Below are 18,031 nucleotides of genomic sequence, written 5' to 3' on the forward strand. Positions count from 1 at the left end.
CGGTCCATCGCAGGCAAGCCAGCTCCTACAGAGTGACCGGGTTGCTGCTGGAAAAAAACCGAGGCGCGGGTACCAGGGGAGATGACCTGTTCAGGTCCTGGCACCGTTGATCGCGCCTCGCAAAAGGGACTAACGTTTTACCGGCCGAACTGCGCCGGCCAGCCAATCACGCGCTTGGGCCGCGGCTTGGCGTAGGTGCGGGTCTTCGAGGTGGACAGCCCGAGCTGCACCAGCGATTCGGCCATCTTCACCGCCGCACTGACCCCATCCACCACCGGCACACCGGTGCGCTGGCGAATCTTCTCGTCGAGCCCGGCCATACCGCCGCAGCCCAGGCAGATCACTTCCGCCTTGTCTTCGCTGACCGCCAGTTCGGCCTGGCGCACGATGGCTTCCAGGGCGCGCTCCGGCTCCGCTTCCAGCTCCAGCACGGCCATGCCGCTGGCGCGCACCGAGGCGCAGCGGTCGAGCAGGCCGGACAGCTTCAGGCGGTCTTCTATCAGCGGCACGGTGCGATCCAGGGTGGTGACTACCGAGTAGGCATGACCGAGGTACATGGCAGTGCTGGCGGCGGCATCGGTGATATCCACCACCGGTACGTCGAGCAGTTCCTGCAGGCCTTCCCGGCCGTGCTCGCCGTAACCTGCCTGGATCACCGCGTCGTACGGGCCGTCGTAGGCGAGCACGCGGTCCATCACCGCGATGGCCGCCAGGTAGCTTTCGAAATTGCCTTCCACCGATTCCGCGCCGAAGTACGGGGTCAGGCCGATGATCTCGGTGCCCGGCGCCGCGACGGCCTGGGCCTGGCGGGCGATGGCTTCGGTAATGGCTTCGCTGGTGTTGACGTTGACTATCAGGATTCGCATATCGGGACTCGCTAGGCAGTAGACCGACCCGGCAGCGCCGGGTCGCAAGAGGCAATCAGTGGCTGACGCTGTCGACGGCGATGGATTCGCCGCTCACGTCCTGGTACTGCTGGTTGCGCGGGGCGCACAGCAGGTAGAGCAGGCCGGCGATACCGGCGCCGATCATCCAGGAGAACGGTGCGATGGTTTCGAAGTTGGGCACCAGGGCCAGGACAATGGCCAGCAGCGCGGCCGGGACGAAGGCGATCAGTGCTCGCGGGTTGACGCCGCGGCGGTAGTGATAGGCCGCCTTGGGGTCTTCGCTGTACAGCTCGGGCACGTTGATGCGACCGCGGCGGATCAGCCAGTAGTCGACCATGATTACCCCGTACAGCGGGCCGAGCAGGGCGCCGAGGCCGGAGAGGAAGTACATGATCACCAGCGGGCTGTTGTAGAGGTTCCACGGCAGGATCAGCACGGCCAGGGTGGCGCTGATCAGCCCGGCGCGCCGGAAGTTGAGCAGGCGTGGCGCCAGGTTGCTGAGGACGAAGGCCGGGGCGACGAAGTTGGCCATGATGTTCACCGCCACGGTGACGATCAGGAAGGCCAGGCAGCCGAGTACGAGGAAGAAGGTGCTAGGGATGCTGGCGATGATCTGGGTCGGGCTGTCGATGATCTGGCCGTTGATCTTGAACTGCGCACCGCACAGCAGCACGGTAATCACCGCGAAGGCGATGATGTTCACCGGCAGGCCCCAGAAGTTGCCGGAGCGGATGGTCTTGCGGCACGGCGAGGAACGGGCGAAGTCGCAGAAGTTCAGCACCAGGGTGCCGTAGATCGCCAGCCACAGCGCGCCGCCGGCGAAGATGTTGTGCCACATGGCCGCGCCGGTCAGTGGTTCGCGCACCGACCAGGCGATGGCGAAGTCGGCCTGGACGTACATCCACGCCGCCAGGCAGGTCACGGTGAGCAGGATCACCGGGCCGGCGAAGGCTTCGTAGCGCCGGACCATCTCCATGCCGTAGGCGAGGATCACCAGCTGCACCAGCCAGATCGCCACGAAGCACACCCAGCCCAGGCTCGACAGGCCGAGGATCGAGTCCTGGTCATAGGCGGCCATGCCCGGCGCGACGGCCGTCAGCAGCACCCGCAGGACCACCGAGGCCAGGTAGGTCTGGATGCCGAACCAGGCGATGGCGATCACTGCGCGAATCAGCGCCGGGATCTGCGCACCATGGATACCGAAGGCGATCCGGCTCATCACCGGGAACGGCACGCCGGTCTTCTGGCCCATGTAGCCGGACAGGTTCATGAAGAAGTACACCAGTGCGGCACCGATCCCTAGCGAGAGGAGGATCTGCCAGCCGCCCAGGCCCATGGCGTAAAGACCCATGGCGAAGGAGTAGTTGGCGATGTTGTGCACATCGTTTGTCCACAACGCGAAGATGCTGTAGCGCCCCCAGCGGCGCCCCTCGGCCTTGGTCGGGGCGAGGTCGTGGTTGTGCAGGCGCGGGCTCAGGGTCACGGGTTGCTGCGGTTGCGTCGTCGATTCGGGTATAGCCGAGGAAAAGTCCAGTTCTGTCTTGTTGTAGAGACTCATGCTCATTCCGGCGTGCTCCTGATACTCGTGGCGTGGGGAAGCCTGGTCATCAACCACGAGAACCAATTGGTTAGGGGCATTCCGCTACCCGGCGACGGCAGGTGGGCGGATCTGAAGTGTGCTCTTGATTTCGTTGAGTTGTATACAAAGAGCGAGACCACTCAAGCCAGATCCATGCCACGGGAAGTTCGTAGGCAGAAGTCGTATCTTGTTGAAGTTGCTTAGTATTTTTGTAAGTTATTGAAAGCTGGAATTTATAAATTGACCAATTAAACAGGTTTTATTTTTTCGCTTAGTTAAATTCTGATTGATTGGTCAAGTTAATAGAGCGGGAGGATGTAACGATATGGGGCAGGGTGTGGGGTGATTGCACACAAAAAAGGCACTTTCGGTTACATGCTTGTGTACACTTTTTGTTTGTATGGATATTGGATTGGACACACAGGGTTCGCGTCCAGCTTCCAGATCTCAATCCATCGGCGGCAACCGCCGCTTCACCGGGGTCTTCTTCACAATCGCCGTACTGGTCTCGGCCTGGCTGTTGAGCTTGTCCAGCAAGGTGTCCAGCTGCTCCATCGAGCGCACATGCAGGCGCGCGATGAAGCAGTCATCCCCGGTCACCTTGTCGCACTCGGTGAACTCGGGAATGGCGATGATCTGCCGCTCCACCTCATGCAACTGCCCCGGCAGCGGGCGAATGCGCACGATGGCCTGCAACTGGTAGCCGAAGCTGCGGGCATCCACTTCCACGGTGTAGCCCTTGAGCACACCGCGTTCTTCCAGGCGGCGCAGGCGCTCGCTGACGCTGGGTGAGGACAACCCGGTCAGGCTCGCCAGCGCCTTCAGCGAGCGCCGCGAATCCTCCATCAGGGCATTGAGCAGCAGTTGGTCGATGGCATCGGTCATGAAAAGGCTCCGGTTAGGCGATTCAATGAAATCACCTTGATAAGAAAGGTCGCAGGTCATTCCTGCCTGATTTATCCACTGGAATGGTCCCAGGCACCCTCGGCATACTTTGTCACATCTGCCTGGAGGTGAGTGATGGACAATTCGATACGTCGCGGTTCCCTGGAAATGATCGGCGCCATGCTGATTTCCGGCACCATTGGCTGGTTCGTCCTGGTATCCGGGCAACCGGTGCTGGACGTGGTGTTCTGGCGCTGCCTGTTCGGCGCCGGGACCTTGCTGCTGATCTGCGCCGCCATGGGCTTCCTGCGCCCGGGCCTCCTGACCCGCATGACCTTCGCCCTGGCCGTGCTCAGCGGCGTGGCCATCGTCGGCAACTGGGTGCTGCTGTTCGCCTCCTACTCGCGGGCGTCCATCGCCATCGGCACGGCGGTGTACAACGTCCAGCCGTTCATGCTGGTGGGGCTGGCGGCGCTGTTCCTCGGCGAGAAGATCACCGTGCCCAAGCTGTTCTGGCTTGGTGTTTCCTTCGCCGGGATGCTGGCCATCGTCAGTGCCCATGGCAGCCAGGGCGAAAGTGGCGAGGACTACCTGATGGGCATCGCCCTGGCCCTTGGTGCGGCGTTCCTCTATGCGGTGGCCGCGCTGATCATCAAGCGCCTGAGTGGCACGCCACCGCACCTGATCGCGCTGGTCCAGGTGAGTACCGGGGTGTTGCTGCTGGCGCCGTTCGCCAATCTCGGCGGCCTGCCCACCGTGCCGGGTGAACTGGGTAGCCTGGTCACCCTGGGCATCGTGCATACCGGCGTGATGTACGTGCTGCTCTACGGCGCCATCCAGAAACTGCCGACGGCGCTGACCGGCGCGTTGTCGTTCATCTACCCGATCGCGGCGATCGCAGTGGACTGGGTCGCCTTCGGCCATCGCCTGGAGCCTCTGCAATGGCTGGGCGTGGCGGCGATCCTGCTGGCGGCGGCCGGGATGCAGCGGGGCTGGTGGTTCAAATCCGCTGCCCGCGCCAGCGGTGCAAAAGCGTAGAATGCGCCGCTTTAGTTCACCGAAAACCCGCCATGACCTCCGCCATCGAAACCCTGCACCGCCACCTGCTCACCGCCCTGAACCCGCCGCCGGCTGAAACCCGGCGGCTGTTCCATGGCCGCGGGCGCTGCTGGCCGGGGCTGGAGCAGATCACCGTGGACTGGCTGCAGGGCGTGCTGCTGGTGGCGCTGTTCCGCGAGCCGCCCGAGGGCCAACAGGACGAACTGCAAACCATGCTGCGCGGGCTGGCGACGGGGGAGATGGCGGTGCTGATCCAGCATCGTTATCTGCCGGACCGTCCCGGTTACTGGCTGCTGGGTGAGCCTTGCACACACAAGGTCATCGACGAGGATGGCCTGCGCTACCAGCTTGACCTGGGCATGAAGCAGAACAACGGCCTGTTCCTCGACATGCGCTACGGCCGGCGCTGGGTGCGTGCGCAGGCGGCGGGGCAGCGGGTGCTCAACCTGTTCGCCTATACCTGCGGCTTTTCGGTGGCAGCGATTGCCGGCGGGGCGGAGCAGGTGATCAACCTCGACATGTCCAAGGCGGCGCTGTCCCGCGGGCGGGACAATCACCGGCTCAACGGGCATGACCTGGGCAAGGTCGGCTTCCTTGGGCATGAGCTGTTCAAGTCCTGGGGCAAGGTGCGCAAGACGGCGCCTTATGACCTGATCATCATCGACCCGCCGAGCTTCCAGAAGGGCAGCTTTGCCCTGACCCAGGACTACGCGAAGATCCTCCGCCGTCTGCCGGAGCTGTTGAGCGAGGGCGGGACGGTGCTGGCTTGTGTCAATGATCCGGGGATCGGGGCGGAGTTTCTGATCGAGGGGATGGCGGAGCAGGCGCCGGGGTTGAAGTTCGTCGAGCGGCTGGAGAATGCGCCGGAGTTTCCGGATGTGGATGTGGCTGGGGGGCTCAAGGCCCTGGTTTTTCGGTGAGTTTGAGGGCCCTATCGCTGGCAAGCCAGCTCCCACAGGGTATGTGTGCGCCGCGAAACCTGTGGGAGCTGGCTTGCCAGCGATGAGGCCCTTGAGAGCACCATCAATTACTGGGTTGCCGGCACCGGACTGTACTGCGCAAAACTCACCTCGTCCGTCTTGTCCACCAGCTTCTTCAAGCGCTCGTTGAACGCCCGGTTCACCGCGTACTGCCCGCCCGAAGTCGTCCTGAACTGCGCCGTCAGGGTCATCCCGTTCAGGTTCATGCTGTCCACCCCGAACACCTGCAACGGCCCCTGCAAATTGTGCCGCAGGATCGGGTCCTCGCTGATCGACTGCCCCGCCTCGCGAATCAGCTTGAGCGCCGCATCCACGTCCGAGTCATAACTGAACTGCACCGAGAAGAACGCATAGGCGAACTGCCGCGACTGGTTGGTGACGGCCTTGATCTGCCCGAACGGCACCGAGTGCACGAAGCCCTTGCCGTCGCGCAGGCGCAGGGTGCGGATGGTCAGGCTTTCCACGGTACCGGCATGCCCGGAGTCGAGCACCACCCAGTCGCCGATGGCGATGGTGTCCTCGATCAGGATGAACAGCCCGGTGATCACGTCCTGCACCAGTTGCTGCGAGCCGAAGCCGATGGCCAGGCCGACCACCCCGGCACCGGCGAGGAACGGCGCGACATTGATCCCCAGGTTGGCCATGGTGGTGATGGTGCAGATCACCACCAGCACCACCTTGGTGGCGTTGCGCAGCATCGGCAGGATGGTCCGCGTGCGGGTGCTCGGCTGGCGCGTGTTGCGCCGGCCCGGTGTCGGCTTGAGCGCTTCCTGGATCGCTGTGTCGATCACCACCCAGAGCAGCCAGGTCACCAGCAGGATCAGGCCGATGCTGCTCAGCGAATCACTGATCGCCCGGCCGAAGCTGTTGCGCAAGGCGAAGTCCAGCACCGAGAAGCCCCAGATACGCCCCAGCAGTTCGATGAAGGCCACCGCCATGGCGATGCGCAGCAGGGCGTGGGCCAGGCTGTAGAGCAGCTCCTTGTAGGGGCGCAGGCGTTGTTCCGGGTTGCGCGGCGGGTTGAGGAAATGCTGCAGGGTGATGCTCAGGAACACCGTGCCGATCAGCAGCACCGTGGTCAGCAGGGCCTTTTGCAGGGCGCGCTGGCTTTCTTCGCCGGCGCCGATCAGGTTGATCCCCGAGACCATGATCATCATCAGGATCGGCAGGTACCAGATCGCCGAGAAGATCCGCAGGGTCTCCTGCACCGCGCGGTGTTGCAGGCGGTCCTTGAGGCTGCGGTTGCGGATCAGGTGCGCCACCGGGCGCCGGGAACGCAGCACCACCACGGCGAAGATCAGGGTCGCCAGCAGGCCGGTGATCACCGCGATGCTGCTGGTCAGGTTGCCGCCGATCTGACGGGAAATCTGCGGGCTGGTCAGGGCGTCGCTCCAGGCGGCGAGGAAGCCGATCATGAACAGCGGCCGCGGCGCGGCCTCGCGGATGATGCGCACCGCCGTGCGCTTGTGGCCGACGTCGAACAGGGTGATCAGGCACAGGATGAGGGTGGTGGAAAAGATCCCGCTGCTGGTGGCATAGGCCAGGCTCATGCCCAGGGCGCGGCCCACCGACGGGTCGAGCTGGCGGCTGATGAACAGCGCGGCGGGCAGGCTGGCGATGGCCGGCAGGGTGTAGGGCAGCAGGTAACCGAGGAGCTTTTGCGGGCGCGGGCGCTCGCGCAGCAGGCGGCTGCGCTGGCTGGCGCGGGCGGCGAGGCGGCCGAGGTAGCAGAGCACGGCGAAGGTTGCGGCCCAGGTGGCGGTGAGGATCAGGAAGTCCCAGGTCATCGACATCAGGTCGCCGGCGTCATGGCGGGTGACCAGCTGGTTGACCTCCTTCGCCGCACGGTCGGTGCGCAGGCGCCAGCTGTCGAGCAGGTGGTGGTCGATATTGAGTTCCTGGGAAACGTCGTCGAGGCCGCTGGCGAGGGTGCCGAGCAGACCGCCCTGGACGACCGGTTCCGGCTCCTTGGCCGGTTGTTCCTCGGTGACGGCGGCCAGCGGGCCGGCCAGTGCCGGCAGGCTCAGCAGGGTGCAGAAGAGGAGAGTGAGCAGGGGGCGGATCACGGGGTACTCCTTCAGCCGTGGGGTGACGGAAAGGGTAGACAATGATCTTTGGGGTTTTTCTGCGAGGGATTTGCAATCTGTGAGGGCCCTATCGCTGGCAAGCCAGCTCCCACAGGGATTTGCGTGCACCACGGACCCTGTGGGAGCTGGCTTGCCAGCGATGAGGCCCGAAAGTCAGGCCTCGATGCCGGGCTTACTTGCCGGTATAGATCTGGTCGAACACCCCGCCATCATTGAAGTGGGTCTTCTGCACGGTACGCCAGTCACCAAAGGTCTTCTCCACCGAGAGGAATTCCACTTTCGGGAAGCGGTCGGTGTACTTGGCCAGCACCGCCGGGTCCCGCGGACGCAGGTAGTTGTTGGCGGCGATCTCCTGGGCCTCAGGCGACCACAGGAACTTCAGGTATTCCTCGGCGGTAGCCCGGCTGCCCTTCTTGTCGACCACCTTGTCCACCACGCTCACCGGTGGCTCGGCTTCAGCGGAAACGCTCGGGTAGATCACTTCGAACTGATCACGACCGAACTCGCGGGCGATCATTTCCGCTTCGTTCTCGAAGGTCACCAGCACGTCGCCGATCTGGTTGGTCATGAAGGTAGTGGTGGCGGCCCGGCCACCGGTATCCAGCACCGGCGCCTGCTTGAACAGCTTGCCGACAAAGTCCTTGGCCTTGGCCTCGTCACCACCGGTCTTCAGCACATAGCCCCAGGCCGACAGGTAGGTGTAGCGGCCGTTACCCGAAGTCTTCGGGTTCGGCACGATCACCTGGACGCCATCCTTGAGCAGGTCCGGCCAGTCCTTCAGGGCTTTCGGGTTGCCCTTGCGCACGATGAACACCGTGGCCGAGGTGAACGGCGCGCTGTTGTTCGGCAGGCGCGTGACCCAGTTGTCCGGGACCAGCTTGCCGTTGTCGGCCAGGGCGTTGATGTCGGTGGCCATGTTCATGGTGATGACATCCGCCGGCAGGCCATCGATCACCGAGCGCGCCTGCTTGCTCGAACCGCCGAAGGACATCTGCACGGTGATCTTCTCTTTGTGCTCGGCTTCCCAGTGCTTCTGGAAGGCGACGTTGTAGTCCTTGTAGAAGTCGCGCATCACGTCATAGGAGACGTTCAGCAGCGGCGCGGGCGCGGCCTGGGCGATATTGCCCACGACCAGGCTCGCGGCGAGGAGCGAGGCACCAAAGAGTTTTTTCACTGTGCATTCCTTGTTGGACTTGGTTGGATTGAAAGCATTGTGCCAGCGACTATAGCCAATGGCCCTTAGGCACAAAAAGATTAAAAACGACTTTGCTTATTCCTGCTTCGGGAACAGCGCATTACCACAGCGCGAGCAGAAGGCGGCGCCGTGTTCGTGGCTGTTCTTGCGGCATACCGGGCAGTCGTGGCGCAGTTGTTCGCCGCGCATGGCATTGGCCAGTTCGGCGGTAAAGATACCCGTGGGCACGGCGATGATCGAGTAGCCGGTGATCATGACCAGGGAGGAAATCACCTGGCCCAGCGGGGTCTTGGGCACGATATCGCCGAAGCCGACGGTGGTCAGGGTGACGATGGCCCAGTAGATGCCCTTGGGGATGCTGGTAAAGCCGTGCTCCGGGCCTTCGACCACATACATCAGGGTGCCGAACACGGTGACCAGGGTCGACACGCTGACCAGGAACACGATGATCTTCTGCTTGCTGCCGCGCAGGGCGTCGAGCAGGTAGTGGGCCTGTTTCAGGTACGGACTGAGCTTGAGCACGCGGAAGATCCGCAGCATGCGGATGACCCGGACGATCAGCAGGTACTGGGCATCGCTGTAGTACAGGGCGATGATCCCCGGCACGATCGCCAGCAGGTCGACCAGGCCGTAGAAGCTGAAGGCATAGCGCAGCGGCTTGGGCGAGCAGTACAGGCGCAGCAGGTATTCGACCAGGAACACCGCGGTGAAGCCCCACTCGATGGCGGCGAGCAGGCCGGCGTAGCTTTGGTGCACCTCGTCGATGGAGTCGAGGATCACGGTGACCAGGCTGGCGAGGATGATCAGCAGCAGGATGGTATCGAAGCGGCGTCCGGCGACGGTGTCGGTCTGGAAGACGATGACGAAGAGCCGCTGGCGCAGGCTCTGGGGGGTGTCCATAAAGGTGGTGGTTCCGAGGCGGGTGGTGATGCGAAGCCTAGGGTGGGATCCGGCAGTTGTGCAAGTTTCCAGGGCCTAATCGCTGGCAAGCCAGCTCCCACAGTGTCCGCGTCGCTGCCGAACCTGTGGGAGCTGGCTTGTCGGAGCGCCGAACCGCAGCGATGACTTCAGATGCAGCGACTCTGCACCCCGGTCCCTTTCACATCCCCCAGCCGCACCACCCAGCACGCCACGATAAACGGCGCCGTCAGCCCCGGAATCGGCAACATATTGAACAGCGGCTGCACCGCGATCGCCAGGGCGATCGCCAGCAACGGCTTCCACGGTTGTGCACGGGTGCCGCTGAAGGCCAGGGCCGCCAGCGCCGCATTGAAGCCATGCAGCCCCATATACGCCGCCGTGGCTTCCCCGCCGATCAGCGCAACGCTGCCGCCAATCGCCGCGCCGACGAAGGCCCAGGCCGCCGCATAGCGGTCCGAGAGCAGCAGCCCCAGGGCAATCAGCAACCCGGCCAGCGGCTGGTCCAGCAGGAAGATCTGCCCCAGCCCCCGGGCGAGGGCATCCAGGGCATTGGCCTGCACCGGTGCGCTGGCCTGCGCGGCTGGTTCGGCCACCAGCAGCAAGGCCCAGCCCGCCAGGACGAAGGGCAGGGTATAGGCCGGCAACAACACCGACCCGCCACGCTTGAGCCATTGATGCACCAGCATGCTGCTCAGCCCGGCAACGGCGATGATCAGCGGCAGGAGAATCGGCGACCAGGGCAGCAGGTAGCTGAACAGCACGCCGATCAGCACGCCGTTGTAGCTGTACAGCCCGGCCTGGCGGTCGGCGCGGTTGTAGCCGCGGCGCTGGGCGGTGAGCAGGCCGGCGAGGGCGCCGAGCAGCGCGCCACCGATCAGTTGTGGAGCCGTGATAAGGATTGCCAGCAGGCAGCACAGGCCGCACAGCGGATTACGCTGGAGCAACACCTGACTGAACCCGTTGAGCAACGCGGTCGCCCAGTCCGGGCACGGATTGACGAAGTTTTTCGTGTACATGGCAGTAGGTCTGAATGAAGTGGGTCGCCTCTTTGGGCGGGTCTTGTCCCACGGTTATGGATCGCGAAGCAGGCGGGTGATCACGGATTCACGCGGATGAATCGATGGCCGCCAACCTGCCTCGCGAAGACGTCAAAGCAGGGTTTCGATACGCAGCGAGTTAGTCGATCCCGGCTGGCCAAAAGGCACACCGGCGGTGATCAGCAGCGTGTCGCCGCGGTTGGCCATGCCCTGGGCCTGGGCGATTTCCAGCGCGGTGGAGCACACCTCGTCGACCTGGCGCAGGCGGTCGTTGACCACCGAGTGCACGCCCCAGACCACGCTCAGGCGCCGGGCGGTGCCCAGGTTTGGGGTCAGGTTGAGGATCGGCGCCCGTGGCCGCTCGCGGGAGGCGCGCAGGGTCGAGTTGCCCGATTCGCTGTAGTTGACCAGCACCGCCACCGGCAGGATGCCGCTGATCCGGCGGATCGCGCAGCTGATGGCGTCGGAGACGGTGGCTTCGGCTTTCGGCCGGCCGACGTCGAGCTGGGTCTGGTAGTCCGGGCCGGCTTCGACCTGGCGGATGATCTTGCTCATCATCTGCACGGCTTCCAGCGGGTAGTCGCCGGAGGCGGTTTCCGCCGACAGCATCACCGCATCGGCGCCTTCGGCCACGGCATTGGCCACGTCTGTGACCTCGGCGCGGGTCGGGGCAGGGGAGAAGCGCATGGATTCGAGCATCTGCGTCGCCACAACCACCGGCCGACCCAACTGGCGGCAGGTGGCGATGATGTTCTTCTGGATCTGCGGCACGGCTTCGGCCGGCACTTCCACGCCCAGGTCGCCACGGGCAACCATGATCGCGTCGCTCAGTTCGGCGATTTCGCGCAGTTGGGTCACCGCCGACGGCTTCTCGATCTTGGCCATCAGGAAGGCACGGTCACCGATCAGCTCGCGGGCTTCGGCGATGTCCTCGGGACGCTGGACGAACGACAGCGCCACCCAGTCCACGCCCAGTTCCAGGCCGAAGGTCAGGTCGCGGCGGTCCTTGGCGGTCAGCGGGCTGAGGTCCAGCACTGCCTGTGGCACGTTCACGCCCTTGCGGTCGGACAGCTCGCCGCCGTTGAGCACTTCGGTGTCGATGGCGTCGGCGTGCTTGGCGGTCACCCGCAGGCGCAGGCGGCCGTCATCCACCAGCAGGTCCATGCCCGGCTCCAGCGCGGCGATGATTTCCGGGTGCGGCAGGTTGACCCGCGTGGCATCGCCCGGGGTCGGGTCGAGGTCCAGGCGCAGGGCCTGGCCACGCTGGAGCATGACCTTGCCTTCGGCCAGGCGGCCAACGCGCAGCTTCGGCCCTTGCAGGTCCATGAGGATGCCCAGCGGGTAGTTGAGCTGGGCCTCCACTTCGCGGATCCACTGGTAGCGCATCGCATGGTCATCATGCTCGCCGTGGCTGAAGTTGAGGCGGAAGATGTTCACCCCGGCTTCCACCAATTGGCGGACATCGTCGATGCCCTTGATCGCAGGGCCGAGGGTGGCGAGGATTTTGACTTTTTTGTCAGGCGTCATGGTGGGCAGTCTCAAGAATGAGGATGGCGCGGAAATCGTTGACGTTGGTGCGGGTCGGCTCGGTGACGATCAGCGCGTCGAGCGCGGCGAAGTAGCCGTAGCCGTTGTTGTTGTCCAGCTCGTCGGTGGCCGACAGGCCCAGGGCCGCGGCGCGGGCGTAGCTGTCCGGGGTCATGAGGGCGCCGGCGTTGTCTTCGGAACCGTCGATGCCGTCGGTGTCGCCGGCGATGGCGTACACCCCAGGCAGGCCCTTGAGGCTTTCGGTCAGGCTCAGGAGGAACTCGGCGTTGCGCCCGCCACGGCCATTGCCGCGCACGGTCACGGTGGTTTCACCGCCGGAGAGGATCACGCAGGGCGCGGCCAGCGGCTGGCCATGCAGGACCACCTGGCGGGCGATGCCGGCGTGGACCTTGGCCACTTCCCGCGATTCGCCTTCCAGGTCGCCGAGGATCAGCGGGCTGAAGCCGGCTTGTCGGGCTTTCACCGCAGCGGCTTCCAGCGACTGCTGGGGCCGGGCGATCAGCTGGAAGTGGCTGCGGGCCAGGGCCGGGTCGTCGGCCTTGACGGTCTCGGAAGCCGGGTTGTTCAGCCAGTCGATCACGGCCTTGGGCGCGTCGATGTTGTAGCGCTTGAGGATCGCCAGGGCTTCGGCCGAGGTGCTCGGGTCGGCCACGGTGGGGCCGGAGGCGATGACCGTGGCGAGGTCGCCCGGCACATCGGAAATCGCGTAGGTGTACACGGTGGCCGGCCAGCAGGCCTTGGCCAGGCGGCCGCCCTTGATCGCCGAGAGGTGCTTGCGCACGCAGTTCATCTCGCCGATGGTTGCGCCGGACTTGAGCAGGGCCTTGTTGATCTGTTGCTTGTCGGCCAGGGTCAGGCCTTCGGCAGGCAGGGCCAGCAGGGCCGAGCCGCCGCCGGACAGGAGGAAGATCACCCGGTCGTCGGCGCTCAGGTCGCTGACCATCTCCAGCACGCGCTTGGCCACGGCCAGGCCGGCGGCGTCGGGGACGGGGTGGGCGGCTTCCACCACTTCGATCTTCGAGCAGCTGGCGCCGTGGCCGTAGCGGGTCACGACGAGGCCGCGGACTTCGCCCTGCCAGGCGCGCTCGACCACTTCGGCCATGGCGGCGGCCGCCTTGCCGGCGCCGATGACGATCACCCGACCGGTGCGGTCGGCGGGCAGATGGGCTTCAAGAACCTGACGCGGGTGCGCGGCGTCGATGGCCGTGGCGAACAGGTCGCGGAGAAAGTGTTGCGGATCGACCGACATCTCAGGCCTCCAAATCTTATTGTTCTGCAGAATCAAAAACGCCCCTGGAACGGCCTCCGTGCAGGCTGAACCAGGGGCGCTCTTCGCAGCTGCAAGCTTTAAGCTACAAGCCGCAAGAAAAAGCGGAACTGCTTTGTCTTGCAGCTTAAAGCTTGCGGCTTGAAGCTTATTTCTCGTCGCGGATCGAGAAGTTGGCCATGTGTTCCAGGCCCTTGATCAGCGCCGAGTGGTCCCAGTTGGCACCGCCGATGGCCGCGCAGGTGCTGAACACTTGCTGGGCGTTGGAGGTGTTGGGCAGGTTGATGTTCAGCTCCTTGGCGCCTTGCAGGGCCAGGTTCAGGTCCTTCTGGTGCAGGCTGATGCGGAAGCCTGGATCGAAGGTACCCTTGATCATGCGCTCGCCGTGCACTTCGAGGATCTTCGACGAGGCGAAGCCACCCATCAGTGCCTCGCGGACCTTGGCCGGATCGGCGCCGTTCTTGGCGGCGAACAGCAGGGCTTCGGCGACGGCCTGGATGTTCAGGGCGACGATGATCTGGTTGGCGACCTTGGCGGTCTGGCCGTCACCGTTGCCACCGACGCGGGTGATGTTCTTGCCCATGGCCTGGAACAGCGGCAGGGTGCGCTCGAAGGCTTTCGGGCAGCCACCGACCATGATGCTCAGGGTCGCGGCCTTGGCCCCGACTTCGCCGCCGGAGACCGGGGCGTCCAGGTAGGCAGCGCCGGTAGCCTTGATCTTCTCGGCGAAGGCCTTGGTAGCGGTAGGGGAGATCGAGCTCATGTCGATCACCACCTTGTTCGGGCCAACGCCCTGGGCCACGCCGTTGTCACCGAACAGGACGCTTTCGACCTGCGGGGTGTCCGGGACCATGACGATGATGAACTCGGCTTCCTGGGCCACTTCCTTCGGATTTTCCAGGGCCACGGCGCCAGCGGCGATCAGGTCGGCCGGGGCGGCATCGTGGTGGGTGGAAACGAACAGGCTGTGACCCGCTTTCTGCAGGTTCTGCGCCATTGGGCGGCCCATGATGCCGGTGCCGATGAAACCGATTTTAGCCATGAGAATTTGCCTCTTGTAATTGGGGTCACCGCAGTCCCTGTGGGAGCTGGCTTGCCAGCGATGAGGCCAGAACTGACAACATCATTGCTGCTGCCGGCCCTATCGCTGGCAAGCCAGCTCCCACAGGGGAGGGCGGTGCTTGTTAGATCGCGTTATGGGTCTTCAACCAGCCCAGACCTTCTTCAGTGGTGGTCTTGGGCTTGTACTCCGCGCCCACCCAGCCCTGGTAACCGATGCGGTCCAGGTGCTCGAACAGGAAGCGGTAGTTGATCTCGCCGGTGCCCGGTTCGTGACGGCCCGGGTTGTCGGCCAGCTGGATGTGGTTGATCTTCGCCAGGTTGCTTTCCATGGTGCGGGCCAGATCGCCCTCCATGATCTGCATGTGGTAGATGTCGTACTGCAGGAACAGGTTGTCGCTGCCCACTTCGGCCTGGATCTCCAGGGCCTGCTGGGTGGTGTTCAGGTAGAAGCCCGGGATGTCGCGGGTGTTGATCATTTCCATGACCAGCTTGATCCCGGCAGCCTTGAGCTTGTCGGCGGCAAAGCGCAGGTTTTCCACGAAGGTCTTGCGCACGGTGGCGCAGTCCGGACCCTGTGGACGGATACCGGCCAGGCAGTTGACCTGGGTGTTGCCCAGCACTTGCGCGTAGGCGATGGCCAGGTCGACACCGCTGCGGAACTCCTCGACCCGGGCCGGGTCGCAGGCGATGCCGCGGTCACCCTTGGCCCAGTCGCCGGCCGGCAGGTTGAACAGCACCTGGGTCAGGCCATGGGCGTCGAGCTGCTGCTTGATCTCGGTGGCGGCGTAGTCGTACGGGAAGAGGTACTCGACACCGCTGAAGCCGGCGTCGGCAGCCGCCTTGAAGCGCGGCAGGAAGTCCTGTTCGGTGAACAGCATGGACAGGTTGGCGGCAAAGCGTGGCATGTGTGTCTCCTTGCTGGGTTGGGCCCCGCGCGGTGAAGCGCGGGGCCGCACAGGCAATCAGTCGAGCAGCGAAATCGCGGTTGGCGCGTCGTTGCCGACCAGCGCCAGGTCTTCGAACTCGTTGACCGCGTTGATTTCGGTACCCATGGAAATGTTGGTGACGCGCTCGAGAATCACCTCGACCACCACCGGTACGCGGAACTCTTCGGCCATTTTCTGGGCCTTGAGCAGCGCCGGGGCGATCTCGGACGGGTTGAACACGCGCAGCGCCTTGCAACCCAGGCCTTCGACCACGGCCACGTGATCGACGCCGTAGCCGTTGAGGTCTGGCGAGTTGATGTTCTCGAACGCCAGTTGTACACAGTAATCCATCTCGAAACCACGCTGCGCCTGGCGGATCAGGCCCAGGTAGGCGTTGTTCACCAGGACGTGGACGTACGGCAGGTTGAACTGCGCGCCCACGGCCAGCTCTTCGATCATGAACTGGAAGTCATAGTCGCCCGACAGCGCGACGACCTTGCGGCTCGGGTCGGCCTTGACCACGCCCAGGGCAGCCGGAATGGTCCAGCCCAGCGGGCCGGCCTGGCCGCAGTTGATCCAGTGGCGTGGCTTGTACACGTGGAGGAACTGGGCGCCGGCGATCTGCGACAGACCGATGGTGCTGACGTAGGTGGTGTCCTTGCCGAACACTTCGTTCATTTCCTGGTACACGCGCTGTGGCTTGACCGGAACGTTGTCGAAGTTGGTCTTGCGCTGCAGGCTCGACTTGCGGGCCTGGCAGTCTTTCAGCCATTCGCCGCGGCATTTCAGCTTGCCGGCGGCTTTCCACTCGCGGGCCACTTCGAGGAAGGCATCCAGTGCGGAGCCGGCGTCGGACACGATGCCCAGGTCCGGGGTGAACACGCGGCCGATCTGGGTCGGTTCGATATCGACGTGGATGAAGGTGCGGCCTTCGGTGTAGACGTCGACGGAACCGGTGTGACGGTTGGCCCAGCGGTTGCCGATACCGAACACCAGGTCGGATTTCAGCAGGGTCGCGTTGCCGTAGCGGTGCGAGGTCTGCAGGCCGACCATGCCGACCATCAGCTCGTGGTCGTCAGGGATGGTGCCCCAGCCCATCAGGGTCGGGACTACCGGCACGCCGGTCAGTTCGGCGAACTCGACCAGCTTGGCGCTGGCGTCGGCGTTGATGATGCCGCCACCGGCGACCAGCAGCGGACGCTCGGCTTCATTGAGCATGGCCAGGGCTTTTTCCGCTTGCTTGCGGGTCGCGGCTGGCTTGGTGACCGGCAGGGGCTCGTAGGCATCGATGTCGAATTCGATCTCGGCCATCTGCACGTCGAACGGCAGGTCGATCAGCACGGGGCCTGGGCGGCCGGTGCGCATTTCATAGAAGGCTTTTTGGAAGGCGTAAGGCACCTGGCCTGGTTCCAGAACGGTGGTTGCCCACTTGGTCACCGGCTTGACGATGCTGGTGATGTCCACGGCCTGGAAGTCTTCCTTGTGCAGGCGGGCACGTGGAGCCTGGCCGGTGATGCAGAGAATCGGGATGGAGTCGGCGGAGGCGCTGTACAGGCCGGTGACCATGTCGGTGCCGGCAGGGCCGGAAGTGCCGATGCACACGCCGATATTGCCGGCCTTGGTACGGGTGTAACCCTCGGCCATGTGCGAGGCGCCTTCAACGTGGCGAGCGAGGACGTGATCGATACCGCCGACTTTCTTCAGGGCCGAATACAGCGGGTTGATCGCTGCACCCGGAATGCCAAACGCGGTTTCCACACCTTCGCGGCGCATCACCAGAACGGCTGCATCAATTGCTCTCATTTTGCTCATGGCTTTGTGCCTCATCGATGTTGTAATTGTATACAAAACAGCTTTTGCCAGAGTGTATTCACGGGATGCAGCTCTGGTCAATCCATTTTCGTCCGTGGCCTGCGCTTTCGTCGAAATGCCGTGGAAACGGGCTCGGCGGACGATCAGGTGGCTGGAATCGAATTATTGTATACAAAAATATTCGCCATTGTGTTCTATTTGGTCTATCAATTTTTCACTTGCCCACAGGGCTTCATAACAACAAGAGGACCTTTTGATGAACGCATTGAGCTTGAAAGTCGCCGTCAGCCTGGTGAATGGCGCGTTGGCCGCAGGTCGCAAGATCTCCGCCGCGCCCCTGACCGTGGTGGTGCTGGATGCCGGTGGTCACCTGCTGACCTTGCAACGGGAAGATGGCGCCAGCCTGCTGCGGCCGCAGGTGGCGATGGGCAAGGCGTGGGGTGCGATTGCCTTGGGCAAGGGCTCGCGCCTGCTGGCGCTGGACGCCCAGCAGCGGCCGGCGTTCTTTGCCGCGCTGAATGGCCTGGGTCAGAGCCCGGTGGTGCCAGCGCCGGGTGGCGTGCTGATTCGCAACGAGGCGGGCGTGGTGCTGGGGGCGATCGGGATCAGCGGGGATACCTCGGATATCGATGAGCAGTGTGCGATCAGTGCGATCGAAGAGGCGGGGCTGCGGGCGGATGCGGGGGTTGCTGCTTGATCTGAAGCTTGTGGTGTAACCACTGGCCTCATCGCTGGCAAGCCAGCTCCCACAGTGTCCGCAGCGCCGCTGAACCCTGTGGGAGCTGG

General features: G+C 64.2%; 15 protein-coding genes. 3 read left to right on the top strand and 12 right to left on the bottom strand.

Annotated features, from left to right (window positions below; all coding sequences use genetic code 11):
- Positions 1 to 137: 137 nt before the first annotated feature.
- From AC2CQI_RS29105 to AC2CQI_RS29115, 3 genes are all read right to left on the bottom strand, one after another.
- A complete protein-coding gene (locus AC2CQI_RS29105; RefSeq protein WP_075802601.1) occupies positions 138 to 866 on the bottom strand; it encodes an aspartate/glutamate racemase family protein in 729 nt (242 codons plus the stop codon).
- Between the two features lie 55 nt (positions 867 to 921).
- Positions 922 to 2,451 (bottom strand): NCS1 family nucleobase:cation symporter-1, encoded by a 1,530-nt coding sequence (locus tag AC2CQI_RS29110; protein WP_484578632.1) that lies wholly within the window; start codon positions 2,449 to 2,451, stop codon positions 922 to 924.
- 462 nt (positions 2,452 to 2,913) lie between these two features.
- Positions 2,914 to 3,351 carry an Lrp/AsnC family transcriptional regulator gene (locus AC2CQI_RS29115; RefSeq protein ID WP_075802599.1) on the bottom strand — a complete coding sequence of 146 codons (438 nt, stop codon included), beginning with the start codon at positions 3,349 to 3,351 and terminating at the stop codon, positions 2,914 to 2,916.
- A gap of 135 nt (positions 3,352 to 3,486) precedes the next feature.
- On the opposite strand from AC2CQI_RS29115, the gene AC2CQI_RS29120 reads away from it, so the two are divergent.
- Positions 3,487 to 4,389, top strand: a complete 903-nt coding sequence (locus tag AC2CQI_RS29120; RefSeq protein WP_484578633.1) for a DMT family transporter — start codon at positions 3,487 to 3,489, stop codon at positions 4,387 to 4,389.
- Positions 4,390 to 4,421: 32 nt separating this feature from the next.
- Positions 4,422 to 5,330, top strand: a complete 909-nt coding sequence (locus AC2CQI_RS29125) for a class I SAM-dependent methyltransferase (protein ID WP_484578634.1) — start codon at positions 4,422 to 4,424, stop codon at positions 5,328 to 5,330.
- A gap of 107 nt (positions 5,331 to 5,437) precedes the next feature.
- On the opposite strand, the gene AC2CQI_RS29130 is transcribed toward AC2CQI_RS29125, so the two are convergent.
- The 9 genes from AC2CQI_RS29130 to gcl all read right to left on the bottom strand — a co-directional run bounded on the left by AC2CQI_RS29130 (position 5,438) and on the right by gcl (position 17,245).
- Positions 5,438 to 7,456, bottom strand: a complete 2,019-nt coding sequence (locus AC2CQI_RS29130) for a mechanosensitive ion channel family protein (RefSeq protein ID WP_484578635.1) — start codon at positions 7,454 to 7,456, stop codon at positions 5,438 to 5,440.
- A 193-nt stretch (positions 7,457 to 7,649) separates the two neighbouring features.
- Positions 7,650 to 8,651: a sulfate ABC transporter substrate-binding protein gene (locus AC2CQI_RS29135; RefSeq protein WP_075802595.1), complete on the bottom strand. Its 1,002-nt coding sequence runs from the start codon at positions 8,649 to 8,651 to the stop codon at positions 7,650 to 7,652.
- 96 nt (positions 8,652 to 8,747) lie between these two features.
- A complete protein-coding gene (locus tag AC2CQI_RS29140) occupies positions 8,748 to 9,572 on the bottom strand; it encodes an ion transporter (protein WP_484578636.1) in 825 nt (274 codons plus the stop codon).
- Between the two features lie 167 nt (positions 9,573 to 9,739).
- Positions 9,740 to 10,609, bottom strand: coding sequence for an urea transporter (locus tag AC2CQI_RS29145; protein WP_484578637.1), 870 nt, complete (start codon positions 10,607 to 10,609; stop codon positions 9,740 to 9,742).
- A gap of 132 nt (positions 10,610 to 10,741) precedes the next feature.
- Positions 10,742 to 12,157, bottom strand: a complete 1,416-nt coding sequence (gene pyk, locus AC2CQI_RS29150; protein ID WP_484578638.1) for a pyruvate kinase — start codon at positions 12,155 to 12,157, stop codon at positions 10,742 to 10,744.
- A complete protein-coding gene (locus AC2CQI_RS29155) occupies positions 12,147 to 13,427 on the bottom strand; it encodes a glycerate kinase type-2 family protein (RefSeq protein ID WP_075802591.1) in 1,281 nt (426 codons plus the stop codon). The genes pyk and AC2CQI_RS29155 overlap by 11 nt, the downstream gene beginning before the upstream one ends.
- 166 nt (positions 13,428 to 13,593) lie before the next feature.
- Positions 13,594 to 14,487 carry a 2-hydroxy-3-oxopropionate reductase gene (locus AC2CQI_RS29160; RefSeq protein ID WP_484578639.1) on the bottom strand — a complete coding sequence of 298 codons (894 nt, stop codon included), beginning with the start codon at positions 14,485 to 14,487 and terminating at the stop codon, positions 13,594 to 13,596.
- A gap of 142 nt (positions 14,488 to 14,629) precedes the next feature.
- Positions 14,630 to 15,412, bottom strand: coding sequence for a hydroxypyruvate isomerase (hyi, locus tag AC2CQI_RS29165; RefSeq protein WP_075802589.1), 783 nt, complete (start codon positions 15,410 to 15,412; stop codon positions 14,630 to 14,632).
- A 57-nt stretch (positions 15,413 to 15,469) separates the two neighbouring features.
- Positions 15,470 to 17,245: a glyoxylate carboligase gene (gene gcl / locus AC2CQI_RS29170; protein WP_484578640.1), complete on the bottom strand. Its 1,776-nt coding sequence runs from the start codon at positions 17,243 to 17,245 to the stop codon at positions 15,470 to 15,472.
- Between the two features lie 256 nt (positions 17,246 to 17,501).
- Here gcl and AC2CQI_RS29175 point away from each other — a divergent pair, with 256 nt between their 5' ends.
- The gene (locus AC2CQI_RS29175; RefSeq protein ID WP_075802587.1) at positions 17,502 to 17,942 is read left to right on the top strand and encodes a GlcG/HbpS family heme-binding protein; all 441 of its coding nucleotides are present in this window, start codon (positions 17,502 to 17,504) and stop codon (positions 17,940 to 17,942) included.
- Positions 17,943 to 18,031: the final 89 nt, after the last annotated feature.

It is taken from the genome of Pseudomonas sp. P2S-1 (genome assembly GCF_057197725.1).

What these genes read in the sequence shown, in the direction of transcription:
- AC2CQI_RS29105 (WP_075802601.1), bottom strand. Translation starts at nt 866, where the DNA reads ATGCGAATCCTGATAGTCAACGTCAACACCAGCGAAGCCATTACCGAA.
- AC2CQI_RS29110 (WP_484578632.1), bottom strand. Translation starts at nt 2,451, where the DNA reads ATGAGCATGAGTCTCTACAACAAGACAGAACTGGACTTTTCCTCGGCT.
- AC2CQI_RS29125 (WP_484578634.1), top strand. Translation starts at nt 4,422, where the DNA reads ATGACCTCCGCCATCGAAACCCTGCACCGCCACCTGCTCACCGCCCTG.
- gcl (WP_484578640.1), bottom strand. Translation starts at nt 17,245, where the DNA reads ATGAGCAAAATGAGAGCAATTGATGCAGCCGTTCTGGTGATGCGCCGC.
- AC2CQI_RS29140 (WP_484578636.1), bottom strand. Translation starts at nt 9,572, where the DNA reads ATGGACACCCCCCAGAGCCTGCGCCAGCGGCTCTTCGTCATCGTCTTC.
- AC2CQI_RS29175 (WP_075802587.1), top strand. Translation starts at nt 17,502, where the DNA reads ATGAACGCATTGAGCTTGAAAGTCGCCGTCAGCCTGGTGAATGGCGCG.
- AC2CQI_RS29115 (WP_075802599.1), bottom strand. Translation starts at nt 3,351, where the DNA reads ATGACCGATGCCATCGACCAACTGCTGCTCAATGCCCTGATGGAGGAT.
- pyk (WP_484578638.1), bottom strand. Translation starts at nt 12,157, where the DNA reads ATGACGCCTGACAAAAAAGTCAAAATCCTCGCCACCCTCGGCCCTGCG.
- AC2CQI_RS29155 (WP_075802591.1), bottom strand. Translation starts at nt 13,427, where the DNA reads ATGTCGGTCGATCCGCAACACTTTCTCCGCGACCTGTTCGCCACGGCC.
- AC2CQI_RS29120 (WP_484578633.1), top strand. Translation starts at nt 3,487, where the DNA reads ATGGACAATTCGATACGTCGCGGTTCCCTGGAAATGATCGGCGCCATG.
- hyi (WP_075802589.1), bottom strand. Translation starts at nt 15,412, where the DNA reads ATGCCACGCTTTGCCGCCAACCTGTCCATGCTGTTCACCGAACAGGAC.
- AC2CQI_RS29160 (WP_484578639.1), bottom strand. Translation starts at nt 14,487, where the DNA reads ATGGCTAAAATCGGTTTCATCGGCACCGGCATCATGGGCCGCCCAATG.
- AC2CQI_RS29145 (WP_484578637.1), bottom strand. Translation starts at nt 10,609, where the DNA reads ATGTACACGAAAAACTTCGTCAATCCGTGCCCGGACTGGGCGACCGCG.